Annotated in this window: 7 protein-coding genes; 2 read left to right on the top strand and 5 right to left on the bottom strand. The window is 66.1% G+C overall.

Annotation, left to right across the window (positions count from 1 at the left end):
* Nucleotides 1-56 precede the first annotated feature (56 nt).
* A complete protein-coding gene (locus tag J2X54_RS06460; RefSeq protein WP_310179241.1) occupies nt 57-1703 on the top strand; it encodes a GDSL-type esterase/lipase family protein in 1647 nt (548 codons plus the stop codon).
* A gap of 53 nt (nt 1704-1756) precedes the next feature.
* Nucleotides 1757-4087 (top strand): glycoside hydrolase family 31 protein, encoded by a 2331-nt coding sequence (locus J2X54_RS06455; protein ID WP_310179239.1) that lies wholly within the window; start codon nt 1757-1759, stop codon nt 4085-4087.
* A 79-nt stretch (nt 4088-4166) separates the two neighbouring features.
* Here J2X54_RS06455 and J2X54_RS06450 read toward each other — a convergent pair whose 3' ends face one another.
* The 5 genes from J2X54_RS06450 to J2X54_RS06430 form a co-directional block, all read right to left on the bottom strand.
* Complete coding sequence (locus J2X54_RS06450; protein WP_310179237.1) at nt 4167-5117, bottom strand: glycoside hydrolase family 43 protein; 951 nt, start codon at nt 5115-5117, stop codon at nt 4167-4169.
* A 2-nt stretch (nt 5118-5119) separates the two neighbouring features.
* The gene (locus J2X54_RS06445; protein WP_310179235.1) at nt 5120-6472 is read right to left on the bottom strand and encodes a rhamnogalacturonan acetylesterase; all 1353 of its coding nucleotides are present in this window, start codon (nt 6470-6472) and stop codon (nt 5120-5122) included.
* Nucleotides 6473-6474: 2 nt separating this feature from the next.
* Nucleotides 6475-7710, bottom strand: a complete 1236-nt coding sequence (locus J2X54_RS06440; RefSeq protein ID WP_310179233.1) for a DUF4861 domain-containing protein — start codon at nt 7708-7710, stop codon at nt 6475-6477.
* A gap of 194 nt (nt 7711-7904) precedes the next feature.
* The gene (locus J2X54_RS06435; protein ID WP_310179231.1) at nt 7905-10274 is read right to left on the bottom strand and encodes an acyl-CoA dehydrogenase; all 2370 of its coding nucleotides are present in this window, start codon (nt 10272-10274) and stop codon (nt 7905-7907) included.
* Between the two features lie 156 nt (nt 10275-10430).
* Entirely contained in the window at nt 10431-13610 is a 3180-nt protein-coding gene (locus J2X54_RS06430) for a di-heme oxidoredictase family protein (protein ID WP_310179229.1), read from the bottom strand.
* Between the last annotated feature and the right edge of the window lie 133 nt (nt 13611-13743).

Raw genomic sequence — 13743 nt, 5'->3', positions numbered from 1 at the left:
TGATTCTTTAAACGGCTGGAACCGGGTCGGAAAAAACCTCGCATAGAATTGGACCCATGAATAAATATCTCGCTTCCTTTTTGCTCATGCTGTGCTGCGCCGCAGTTGTCCCTTCCAGCGCTGTCGCACAGGCCCCGGCCAATACCGACCCGCGCAACGCCAAGGTCACGCTGCCCAACCCCGCCAACCCGAATCTGCCGTCGCTGATCATGATCGGCGACTCCACTGTGCGCAACGGTCAGGACGACGGCCAGGGCAAGGGCGCGGCCGGCCAGTGGGGCTGGGGCAATCCGATCACGGCCTACTTCGACCCGGCCAGGATCAACGTGGTCAACCGCGCGGTCGGCGGCTTGAGCAGCCGCACCTACATGAGCTCCGGCCACTGGGAACGCACGCTGCCGCTGATCAAGGCCGGCGACGTGGTGCTGATCCAGTTCGGCCACAACGACAGCGGCCCGGTCAACGACACGGTGCGCGCACGCGGCACCATCAAGGGCGTTGGCGAAGAATCGGAGGCGATCAACAACCTGATCACCAAGCAGGACGAGGTGGTGCACAGCTACGGCTGGTACTTGCGCAGCTATGTCGCGCAGATCAGGGCGCGCGGCGCCACGCCGGTGATCTGCTCGCCGATCCCGCGCAACAATTGGGATAAAGAAGGCAAGGTCGCGCGCGCGGCCGACAGCTATGCCGGCTGGGCCAAACAGGTGGCGGCCCAGGAAAAGGTCGGCTTCATCGATTTGAACGACACCATTGCGAAGCAGTACGACGCCATGGGCCGCGACAAGGCGAGCCTGCTGTTCCCGCCCGACGAACGCACCCACACCAATATGGCCGGCGCCGAGTTCAACGCCAGGGCGGTGGTGGCTGGTTTGAAGGCGCTTCGTACGCCAGTCGCCGTCAATGCCTTGAATGAGGCCGGCCGTGCCATCCCTGCCGCTGCGATAGAGGACGACCGTCCGGTGGTGGACGGCGCCAAGGTCGCCGGCGTGCAGCCGCGCGATCCTGCGCTCCCCAGCCTGTTCCTGGTTGGCGACTCCACCGTCAAGAGCGGCGGCGCCGGTGGCGCCATCGGCTGGGGCGAGCGCATCGCCACCCACTTCGACACCAGCAAGATCAATGTCGTCAACCACGCCATCGGTGGCCGCAGCAGCCGCACCTTCTTTACCGAGGGCCGCTGGAGCAGGGTGCTCGAACAGATGAAACCGGGCGACTTCGTGGCGATCCAGTTCGGCCACAACGACGGCGGCCGCATCGGCGACCCGGCCAACAAGAACCGCGCCTCGGCACCTGGCACCGGCCCCGAAACCGTGGCAGACACCAAGCCCGATGGCAGCCGTGAGCAAGTCCACACCTTCGGCTGGTACATGGCGCGTTACGTAGCGGACGCCAAGGCGAAGGGCGCGACCGTGATTCTGCTGTCGCCGGTGCCGCACCGCGACGTCTGGGAAAACGCCCGCGACTTCGCCACCTTCGCCCAGTGGGACCAGGAAGTGGCCAGCAAGGGCGGCGCGCTGTACGCCGACCTGACCATGGTGGTGAGCGACGCCTACCGCAAGCAGGGTGCAGCAGTCGTCGATACCTTCTTCTCGGACGCCCGCACCCACACCAACGACGCCGGCGCCCGGTTCAACGCGGCGCGCGTGATCGATGCCTTCAACGGCCTGCCGGGCAAACCGCTGGCGCCGTTCATCAAGCAATAACCACTGTCACGGCCGGCGCCGGGCCGGCCACGTCACTTGCCACGGAGGCCAGCTTGAAACAACGCACCAGATTATCCGTCGCCGTGGCGACGATGTTCGTCATGCCGTTCGTCGCCATCCAGGCCGAGGCCCAAGCGCCGGCTGCGCCAGCGGCCACCGAAATCGCAATCCAACGCAGCGACGCCGGCCTGCTGATACGCACGGCGCAAGGGACGGTGCGCATCGAGCCGTGGAGCGACCGCGTGATCCACGTGCTGGCCGGGCACGATGCCGGCTGGCAGGGCAACTACAACCCCGCCGTGATCGCCAAGCCGGCGGCCGTTCAATGGACTGTCTCGGAAACGCCCGAGTATCAACAACTGGCGACCAGTGTGTTGCAGGTCAGGGTGGCCAAGGTCACTGGCGTGATCAGCTTTCATGACGCCCAGGGCAAAGCTATTCTGAAGGAACTTGCCGATGGCCGCAGCGCGGTGCCCGGCTCGCCCGTTTCGCAAAAATTCGAGCTCGACGCGCCCGTGTTCGGGCTGGGGCAGCACCTCAATGGCGCTTTTGACTACCGCGGCACCACGGTCCACCTGCAGCAGGCCAACCGTGACGTCGCCGTACCGATGCTGGTCTCTGCCAACGGTTTTGGCATATTGTGGAACAACGCTTCGGTCACCGATGTCGATGCCGGCCTGCCGGCTACGCCGCACCATCCGCTGCATTTCCGTTCCGAGGCCGGCGGCGGCATCGACTATCATTTCATCTACGGACCGGAACTCGACGGCGTGGTGGCCGGCTATCGTGAATTGACCGGCCGCGCGCCGATGATGGCGCGCTGGACCTGGGGCCTGTGGCAGTCGAAGGAGCACTACAAGACCCAGGCGGAACTGCTCGGCATCGCCGCCCGCTACCGCGCCATGCAGGTGCCGCTCGACGCGGTGGTGCAGGACTGGCAGTACTGGAATCCGGGCGGCTGGGGCGAGCACCAGATGGACCCGGTGCGCTTCCCCGATCCGCAACGCATGCTGCGCACGCTGCACGAACAGAACGTCCACGCCATCGTCTCGGTGTGGGCGCGCTTCGACACCACCACCGCCAATGCCGCTGAACTGGACCAGGCGGGCGCGCTGTATCCGAAGACCTATCCCAATGTTTATCCGGTCGGCTTCGGGCGCTGGTACGACGCGTACTCGCCGACTGCGCGCAGCCTGTACTGGGATCAGATCAACCGCACCCTTGGCCAGCACGGCTGGGATGGCTGGTGGCTCGATGGCAGCGAGGCGGAGCTGGGCGGCAGCTGGGGTGAAATGCGCGATGTGAACACCGCCGCCGGGCCGGGAGCGCAAGTGCTCAATGCCTACCCGCTGTTGCACACCACTGGCGTGTACCAAGGTTCGCTGCGCGCAGCGCCGGCCAAGCGGCCGTTCATCCTCACCCGGTCCGCCTACAGCGGCCAGCAGCGCAATGCCGCCATCACCTGGTCGGGCGACACGGCCGCGACCTGGGAGGTGCTGCGCGCCCACTTGCCGGCCGCGCTCAATTTCACCCTGAGCGGCATTCCTTACTGGTCGGCCGATATCGGCGGCTTCTTCGGCGGCAAACCGCTCGATCCGGCCTACGCGGAGTTGTATACGCGCTGGTACCAGTTTGGCGCATTCAATCCGATGTTCCGCGTGCACGGCACCGGCGATGGCAAGGAAATCTGGCAGTTCGACCAGCCCACCCAAGCCATCCTGCGCAAGTACACCGAGCTGCGCTACCGCCTGCTGCCCTACATCTATAGCGCCTCCTGGGACGTGAGCCGCCGCCACGGCACCATGATGCGCGCGCTGGCCATGGACTTCCGCGCCGATGCCCAGGCGGTGACGGTGCCCGACCAGTACATGTTCGGTCCGACGCTGATGGTGGCGCCGGTGACCAGCGCCAAGGCCGAGGTGCGCACCGTGTACCTGCCCGGCAAGGAAGACTGGTTCGATTTCTGGACCGGCAAGCGCCAGGCCGGTGGCAAGGTGGTGGTGGCGCAGGCCGACATCGCCACGATTCCGCTGTTCGCCCGCGCCGGCAGCATCCTGCCGCTCGGTCCCGTGGTGCAGTATGCGGACCAGAAGAGCGCACAGCCGATCGAGCTGCGCGTTTATCCCGGCAAGGACGGCAGCTATGAACTGTACGACGACGCCGGCGATGGCGACGGCTACACCCGCGGCGAGTTTGCCACCCGCCGCATCACCTGGACGCAGCAGGACGGGCGGGTGACGGTAGAACCTTGGCAGGGGAGCTTCAAGGGGCTGGTTAAGAACCAGGCGTTCATCGTACGCTGCGGTGCGCAGCCTGACGGCAAGGGCATGGCGCTGCAGGCTGGTGATAAGCCGGCGAGCGTCTCGCTGCCTGGCTGCCGCTAATCTCGCCCTCCCGCAAGCCTGGGGTCGGACCCTGTACGGGGTCCGACCCCTTTTTTGCCGTGTGGGTTAAGGAAAACGGCTAGCGCTCCAGTCCCGCCGCCACGTCCTCCGGCACGGCAATCACCGTGCCGTGGCGCATGCGCTTCTTCGTGCCCTCGTCGGGGAACTGCATCTTGTCCGATACATCTTCCCAATGCACCAGGTCGCGCGAGCGCATGGCGCCGTAGTGCTTGGTGATATAGGCATCGTAGTACAGCACCACGTCGTCGCCGATCTGCAGCGCGGTCGGGCCTTCCACCCACAGCTTGGGCGGCGTGATCGGCGCGCCCAGTTTGCCGAACGGTCCTTGCAGGTCGGGCGCATCGGCCACCTGCAAGTGTTTCTTCGGCGGGTTGCGGGTTTCATCCTTGACCAGCAGGTGGTTCTTGCCCTGGAATTTGACGAAAGTGGCGTCGATCACCGAGAAGCCCGGATCGTAGAATAGCCGGGTTGGCGTGTAGGTCATGAAGTCGCGCGTGGTGGTCGCGTACATGCGGTGGTTGTACTTGTCCTCCGACGAGCCATCGGTGGCCGGGAAGCGGCCGGGGATGGTGGACGCCCAGAAGATCACGAACTCGCCGCGCTGGTCATCGTAGACGATTTCCGGCGCCCAGGCATTGAGCGAACCTGCTTCGTGCGCCATCACCGGCACCTGCTGCTGCGGCGACCAGTTGACCAGGTCTTTCGAGGACGCGTAGCCGATATTGTTTTCGTTCCAGCCCGACGTCCACACCATGTGGAAAGTGCCGTCCGGGCCGCGCACGATGCACGGGTCGCGCATCAGCTTCGAATTGCCGACGGCAGGTGTGAGGAAGCTGCGGCCACCGGCCACCTTGTCCCACTTGTAGCCGTCGGTGCTGCGGGCAAAATGCAGGCCGTCCTGGCCGTTCTCGGTAAAGTACGCGAACAGGTACTGGTCCGCCGCCTGGGCGGCGACGCTGGCGGCGGCCAGAATTACGCCAGCGGCAAGGCGCCGCAGCTTGATCTTCATGATTACTTGTTACCCTCGTCGCCCAGCGGACGTTCATTGGAAAAAGTGGGACTGGCCGGCACGGCGAATTTTGCCACCGGGTCCGGGTGCGCCGAATCGAAATTGCCGTAGCCGTCCGCGATCCATTGCGCCGCCGGCACGCCGGCCTGGCGCAGGCCTGTCACCACCGCCTGCGCCAGCTCGTAGCTGCCGTAGGCGTTGTGGTGGGTGTTATCGAGCTTGCCCGGTTCCGGTTCGGCAAAGGCCAGCTTCGAGCCTTCCACGCCCAGCGCCGCGTACAGCGGCAAACTCATGGCGTGCAGGTCGATAAAGGCGGCGCCCAGTTCCTCGGCCGACTGGCGTGCGGCGGCGGCGTAGTCGGTCAGCGTTTCCTGCGGCTTGCCGGCGTTGTCGAAACGGCGCCGTTCCATCGACGAGATGATGACCGGGATGCCGCCATGCCGGCGGATCGCCTCCACGTGCTGGCGTATCTCGTCCTTGTAGGTGGTAAACGGCCCACCCTTGTTGTCCTTGATCTGCTTCTGGTCGTTGTGACCGAACTGCATCATGACCGTGTCGCCGGGACGCATCATGCTGAGGATTTTATCGAGGCGCCGGCGCGACAGCGAGTCGCGGTAGGTTTCGCCCGATTGCGCCAGGTTGGCCACGGCGATGCCCGGCTTGAAAAAGCGCGGCAGCATCTGGCCCCAGCTGTTGTATGGTTCGCCCGGCTGGTCGGACACGGTGGAGTCGCCCAGCAAAAAAATCGTCGGCGCGGTGACGGGCGCGATGTCGATCGATTCGATGACCGGGTGGCTGCCGTTGATCTCGAGCGTCAGGCGCCGGTCCCACGTGCGCGCTTCGGATACGGTCTCGCGCGGCACCTTGAGATCCACCACGCCGGCCGCCACGCCCGGCACCGCCCTGATGCGCGGCGTGCGCACGTTGACGGTAAAGGTGCGGGTGTCGGTGACGCCGGCGGCCGTGCTCACGTTCTCCAGCATCAGGCGCCGCAATTCGGACTTGATGGTGGTGTTGGAGGCGGTATCCCTGGCGCCCAACTTGACGGTGACGTTGTAGTTGCCCTCGGGGAGGTCGGCGGTAAAATAGAACGGCTTGCTTGCTGCCAGGTAGCCGACAGTGCGCACTTCGGCGCCGGGCTCGAAGCCGAAGCCTCGCTTGGCGTCATAGGCCATGCCGGCATCCACCGTGGTGTACCCGGGTTTGGCCGCGCCGAAGGTGAAGTGCCAGGCTTCAGCCGATTGCGCCATGCCCGGCACGAAGATGGCGAATGTAGAAAAGCCTGCCAGCAGCAGCGCCGACGACAACCGGCGCGCCACCGGCAGGGCAGCGGCGCCCTGTCGGTGTGGTTGCATGATTACTTGGTGGCGGCCAGCGCGACGGTGATCGGCGCCCGCACACGCGCAGCCTGTGCCGACACGTATTTGGTCCAGTCTTCGCGCTTGGCAAAGTCGCCGCCACGGGTCCAGCCGGCGCCCACGTAGTAGCGCAGCGGTTGGCCGGAGACGATTTTCGCGGTGATCAGCGCATTGAGCTTGTCTTCGGCGTAGTCCTTCTCGCCAGCGGTCGGCACGATGATGGCGGTGCCGAAAGCGCCGTTCGACTTCTGCTCCACCCACTGCAGCAGCGCGCGGTCGGCCGGTTGCGTGATCGGTTCGACCTTGGCATCCTGGCCCTTGTCGGCCGGAGTTTTGTTCAGGCCGATCGCGGCGGTGAGTTGCTGCGCACCGGTGAAGCTGAAGGTGCTGTCGATCTGGTCGAAGTAGTGACCGGCATCGACGGTGAAGCGCTTCACCTCCGACACCTTGGCGCCGCCGGCATCCCAGGCATCGTACGACAGCTCGAAGATGGCGCGGATCGGGCCATTGGCGATCACTTTCCAGTTCGCGTAGTTGACGCCCGTGTACAGGGTCTTGCCGTCCCAGATGCCGGCGCCGCCTGCGCCGCGCGACTTGCCGACGTTGTACATGTCCATGCCTTCACCTTCGTCGTGGTGGTAGTGGTCATGGCCCTTGTTGTACCAGCGGTCGACGATCGGGTACGGCACGCGCTTGAACCAGATGTCCATGCCGCTCGTGACCAGCACTTCCTTGCCGCTGCCTTCGGGCGCTGGGGCCGACAGTGCGGGACCGTAGGTTCGGTGTGCAACCTTGTCGTTCTCCCAGGCGAAATCGTCGAGGCGTTCCTGGATGTAGCGGGCCGAGACCTTGCTCGGGAAGACAGGCGCCAGCGTGTCGATTTTCTCGACCGTGAAGGTGGCCTTCTTTTCGCCCGGCGCGAAGTTATGCTGGAAAATCAGCTCGCCGTAAGCGACGCCTTCGTTCTTCGGATCCTTGGCCTGGGGCGCCACGTTGGTGACCTGGTACGGCAGCACCTTGCCCGAGGCATCCTTGACGGCGATCTTCTGCAGCAGCGCGCCGGGCAGGGCGCGATTGACTTCGGTCCAGGGAATGGTGATGGTCTCGGACGGGCGGGCCTGGTCCAGCGTATGGGTGACGGTGACGGTCAGGCGTTCGGCGGCGTTGACGATGCCGGCGCCGGCCATGGCGGAGAACAGGATTGCGGGAACCAACAGCTGCTGACGTAGTTTCATGTATTTACCAGTCCTTCGATACGATGTTTGGGGGCGAGAGGAGTAGAACGCCTAGACTGTACCCCATTAGGTAAGCCCGGCAAAGCACGCCATGGTCGTTGGAGTATCGATAGTCTGGTTGCGGGTGTCAACGCTTGACGCCATCTAATCACTTTCGTGAGTAGATGGCGTTCACCTGGATTAACAGCCGAGGTTCAGACTTCCAGCACGATGGCCGGCGCCGTCATGCGGCGGCGCTGTTCGGCGTCCTGGGCCGCATTGAGATCAGGCGAGAAGTCGTCCACGTGTACCGACAGGTCGGTGAAGCGCGCGAAGTCGGCCAGCGTGCGGCGTTCCTCGGCCGTGAGCAGGTTCAGCGACACCGCGTGCGCGCTCCACTGGTCCAGCAGCGGCAGCGTTTGCGGCATGGCGTCGAGCTGGCCGGCGCGCACGGCCGGTTTCAGGCGGTGCTCGATGGCGTCCACCTGCGGCAGCAGCGCAAAAGCCAGCTCGCCGCAGGCCACCGGATCGCGCAGGTCGTCGGCCAGGTAGCCATCGGCCAGCAGCCGTTCGCGGCTCGCGCCAGCGGTCTGCATGGCGCGCGCCACTGCACCGCCAAGTTCGTCGCTCGGCTCGGCGTACGGCATCCCGAACGGGAACAGCAGCACGCGCACGGCGCCGGCAATGAAGCGGTTGGGGAAGTTGTCGAGCACCCCGGTCAGCGCCAGCTGCGCCTTGTGCAGCGCGTCCTGCACCGACCAGTGCACGTACGGCGCGTCGTCGGCCTGGCGGCCGTCGTCTTCAAAACGCTTGAGGGTGGCGCTGACCAGGTACAGCATCGACAGCGCATCGCCCAGGCGCGCTGAAATACGCTCGCGGCGTTTGAGCTCTCCGCCCAGCACGAACATCGAGGTGTCGGTCAGCAGCGCAAAGGCGGTGGACATGCGGCCCACGGCGCGGTAGTAGCCGGCCATCCCGGGATCGGCCTGCTCGGGCACGGGCGCGGAACTGGCGCCGGTTAGTGCGTACCAAAGGCCGCGCGCGGCGTTGGCGCACACGAAGCGCACATGGCCGAAGAAGGCGTCGTCGAATTCCAGTTCGGCGCGGCGCTGGTCCTGGTCGGCGGTGGCGTGCATTTCGCGCAGCACGTAGGGATGGGCGCGAATCGCACCCTGGCCGAAGATGATCAGGCAGCGGGTGAGGATGTTGGCGCCTTCTACCGTGATGGCGATCGGGATTTGCTGGTAGGCGCGGCCCAGGAAGTTACTGGGCCCCATGCAGATGCCTTTGCCGCCCAGGATGTCCATGCCATCGTTGACCACTGCGCGTCCGCGCTCGGTCACGTGGTACTTGGCGATCGCCGATATGACCGCCGGTTTTTCGCCGAGGTCCACGGCCAGCGCCGAGAGTTTGCGGGTGGCGTCCATCATGTACAGGTTGCCGCCCATGCGCGCCAGCGCTTCCTGCACGCCCTCGAACTTGCCGATCGGCGTTTTGAACTGGCGCCGGATGGCGCAATAGGCGCTGGTGCCGCGCACGGCCAGCTTGGCGGTGCCCACGCTGGTCGATGGCAGCGAGATCGCCCGGCCGGCGGCCAGGCATTCCATCAGCATGCGCCAGCCCTTGCCGATCTGCTGCGGCCCGCCGATGATCCAGTCCATCGGGATGAACACGTCCTTGCCACTGGTGGGGCCATTCTGGAACACGGCGCCCAGCGGCAAGTGGCGTCGGCCGATCACCACGCCCTGGTGGGTGGTGGGGATCAGGGCGCAGGTGATGCCGGTGTCCGCTCCGGCAGGCAGCAAGCCATCGGGATCGACCACGCGGAACGCCAGCCCGAGCAGGGTGGCGATCGGACCCAGCGTGATATAACGCTTGTTCCAGGTGATGCGCAGGCCCAGCACCTCGCGGCCTTCGTGGGTGCCCATGCAGACCACGCCGGTGTCGGGAATGGCGGCGGCGTCGGAACCGGCGTAGGGGCTGGTGAGCGCAAAGCACGGTATTTCCTGGCCGGCGGCCAGGCGTGGCAAATAGTAGTTTTTCTGGTCTTCGGTGCCGTAGTGGAGCAGCAGTTCCGCTGGGCCCAGCGAGTTGGGTACCATGACCTGCACCGCCAGCGCCGACGACCGGGTGGACAGCTGCATCACCACCTGCGAGTGCATGTAAGCGGAGAAGGCTTTGCCGCCGTACTCCTTCGGGATGATCATGCCGAGAAAACCCTTGTCGCGCGCGTACTGCCAGGCTGGCGCGGGGATGCCTTGCCAGACTTGGGTCGATTCCCAGTCGTCCACCAGTTCGCACAGGTGCCGCACTTCGACGTCGAGGAACGACTGCTCCTCGGCGGTAAGAGTGGGCTTGGGCAGCTTCATCAGCCTGTTCCAGTCTGGCCGGCCCGAGAACAGGTCGGCGTCCCACCAGGTGGTGCCCGCTTCCAGCGCGTCGCGCTCGGTGTCGGACATGGCGGGGAGGATGCGCTTGAACAGCGCGAAGATGTGCGGGGTCACCAGGCTGCGGCGCAGCGCCGGCACCCCGAGGACAATGGCCGGTATGCCGATCAGCAGGGCCAGGATTATCCAGATGATCATGATGTGCTCCTCCAGTTTTTAGGAGCACCATACTGCGGAAGGCGACCCGGCACTGTGCGGCTGCGCGCACAAGCGCCGGATCGGGCGTGGCCGTTATAGCGACTATGGCAACTATAGCGACTATGGCAACTATAGCGACTATAGCGACTATAGCGACTATAGCGACTTCAGGAAGGCCAGCACGGCCTCGCGGTCGGTGCGGGACAGCTGCTCGAAGCGCTGGCGCGCCCGCGCCGCCTCGCCGTCGTGCCACAGGATGGCTTCGGTCAGGTTGCGCGCACGGCCGTCGTGCAGGTAGCCGACGTTGCCGGCTCCGCCCATCACCTTGTCGGTGTAGCCGATCCCCCACAGCGGCGCGGTGCGCCACATGCTGCCTCCGGCCTGGCCTTCTACCAGGTTGTCGGCCAGGCCGGCGCCCATGTCGTGCAGCAGCAGGTCGGAGTACGGCGCGATGGTCTGGTTGCGCAGTTCGGCCAGCAGGTGGCCGCCGCCGGTGGTCATTTGCGCGGTGTGGCAAGCCACGCAGCGCATGCCGTCGAACAGCCTGGCGCCGGCGGCCACCTGGGCCGCATCCACGCGGTGTTCGTCAAGCGGCGCGACGCCTTGCGGGAAACCGCTGGCAATACTGCGTTGGGCCGGCACCGCTACCAGCGCCAGGTATTGCGTGATCAGTTGCAGGTCGGCCTCGCTGATGCCTGGTTGCGCGGCGGCACCCTTGCAGCCGGCGGGATCGGTGTGGCACGCCCGGCTGCGGTAGACCGGGGATGTGACCGCCATGTCGGCCAGCAGCGCGGCGGCCGTTTGATGGCGCAGGCTGGCCTTCGACGCTTTCCAGCCGAAACGCCCCAGGCGCACGGCGCCGGACTCGGGATCGAACACGAAGTTGGCCACGCCGCGCACGCCGTCGCTGTCCGGCGCCGAGCGCACGCGCGCCAGGATTTGCGCCTCCGGGATTGCCTCGAGCAGGCCGGTGCCCAGCATCGGCTGGGCGGCGCGCAGCGATACCACGGCCGGCGTGGCGCTGTCGAAGGCCACCGTAGGCTTGCGCAGCTCGACCACGGCACCATCGGCCAGCTTCACCTGGCGCGTTTCGAAGCCCGCCACGCGCACGCCGCTGCCCCAGTTCTGGCGCGCACCGGAACCGGACACGCCATTCATCTGCACCGCAGAACCGTATTGCGGATGCGGCGACTGAGCGCCGCTCGCGTCCACGCTGGCTACCCGCACCGACATGGCGTCAAGGCGCTGGTTGATGGCGGCGGGCGCCGGGCTGCGGCCGTTGTTGACGTGGCAGGCAATACACGCCGACTGGTTGAAACGCGCTCCCTGCAGGCCCACGGCCGGCGCGTAGCGGTCGTTACCCGGCTCATTATGGTCGCCGGTGGTAAAGCTGGTGTGCACCAGGCGCCGTCCTTCCACGAAGCGCTGCATATTCTGCATACCGATATGGTTGTGCGGCTGCTGGAACATGAACAGGCCGTTGTCGCTGTAGTTGTACGAAACCGAACCGAGGCCGCCGGCCAGCGTAGCCGCCGGCAGCGGCACCGAGTTCAGGCGCGGCTGCACGCCGTACCAGGGCCGCAACCCTGCGCCCACCACATAAATCCATTCGGACGAGTAGTAGCGCACGCCGCCGTTGTCGCCGATGGCGCCCATGGCGGCGGCGGTGGAAAACATCGACGGCGACACTTCAATGGCGTCGCCCGCAGCCAGCGCGCGGGCCGGCACGTACTGGCCGTTGGGCAGGCCGTCCGCATTGAGGCCGGCGTGGCCCGGGTAGTCCTTCACCTGCAAGGTGCAGGCGCCGTTGATGCCGTTGGCGTTCGTGAGCTTGCCGTTGGCCGGGTAGGGTGTCGGCTTGCAGATCGTGACCTCGCGGTCCACCAGTTCGCCGGGGGCCATCCAGCCGTAGCCGGTCACGCCGGGGCGATCGAAGCCGCGGAAGAACGCCACGCCGCCGGGCAGGAAATCGACGGTGGTGTACTGGTTGACGATCAGCGTGGGTTTCGTCACGCCGGCCACGCGGCTGTTGTCGATGACCTCCACGCCCCAGGTGCGGTTCTTGAAATACTGCGGCACGAAGGTGAGGTAATTGCCGGGGCCTTTATCGACCGCCAGGCCGGTGGCCGGGTCCACGGTCTCGTTGGGACCGTAGCCGATTTCGTTCCAGTCCTCGCCGCGTTCGCGGCCGTGGCGCGCCAGCCCACGTGCGCCGAAGCGCGTGACCAGGGTGCCGTCGGCCAGCGTGAACTGCAGCGTCTCCAACGGCTCGGCGGCCGAGGGCAGCGGCGCCCAGCCGGCACCGCTGGCAGGGAAGGGCTGTGGCGAGGTGGTGGCCGTGGGCAGGCTGTTGTCGCTGCCGGGAGACTTGAATTCGACCTCGAACAGCGAGTAGCCATACTGGGTGGCGCGCGCCACGCCCTGCACGCGCAGGTAGCGGGCGTAGGCGCCCAGGTTGAAGAATTCCTCCGCACCGCCCTGGCCGTTGGTGACATGACGCAGTTGCGACCAGTGCTCGCCATCGTCGGACACTTGCAGCGCATACTGTTTTGCGTACGCGCCTTCCCACTGCAGTTTCATGTACCCGACAGCGGTCCTGGCGCCGAAGTCGAACTGGATCCAGGCGCCATCGACGGCGGTGCTGGACCAGCGGCTGGTGGTTTTGCCATCGACCGCCTGGGCGGCCGACATGGCCGGGTTTTCCACCGGCGACGAGGTGGCGGCGACCGGCTTGATGACGACGCCGGGCTGGCTCGGATCGTTGGGGGCTGGCGCCGGGTCGGGCGCAGGCGCCGGGACAGCCGGCGTGCCGGTATATGCCTGGATTTCGAAGATCGAGTAGCCGTACTGGGTTGAGCGCGCCAGGCCCTGCATGCGCAGGTAGCGGCCCTCGGCAGAGAAGCCGGTGATGTCCTCGGTGCCGCCCTGGCTGTCGTCCACGATCTTGACCGTGGTCCAGCTGCGGTTATCGAGCGACACTTCCAGCGCGTAGCGCGTGGCGTGGGCGTTTTCCCAGTCGATGCGCACGCGGGTGATGGTTTCCACCTGGCCGAAATCGAGCGTGAGATGCTGGTCGTCGGAAGCGCCGCTGCTCCAGCGGCTCTGACTATTGCGATCGACGGCGGCAGCCGCCGCCAGGTCGCCGCGTTCGCTGGAGCTGGCCGTGGCCGCGACCGGCGTGAGCGCAGTTTCCACGCCACCCAGCCGCAGGGAGGAAGCCAGCGCCACGCGCCCCTCGGAACCGGCCGGCGCTTCGCCACCGCCGCCGCAGGCGGCAAGCAGCAGCGCCGCGCCGAGCGGCACGAGGCGGGTATTCAGACAGGATGGTATTCTCAAGGTGGCCCCCGGGTTGGATGGCACGAGATTAGTGCCGTGTGGAAATATTTATCATAGCATATGCTTACCATTAGGCTCGGCTAAAATTATGTCTTTTGGTAGATCTCGCGGGGCGCCATGCGGGCGGCTGCGC

Source organism: Duganella sp. 3397 (genome assembly GCF_031456625.1).
In the GTDB taxonomy this organism is placed as follows: Bacteria; Pseudomonadota; Gammaproteobacteria; order Burkholderiales; family Burkholderiaceae_D; genus Rugamonas; species Rugamonas phyllosphaerae.
Note: the sequence above shows the minus strand (reverse complement) of the source record. Positions and strands in the feature narration are given on the sequence as shown.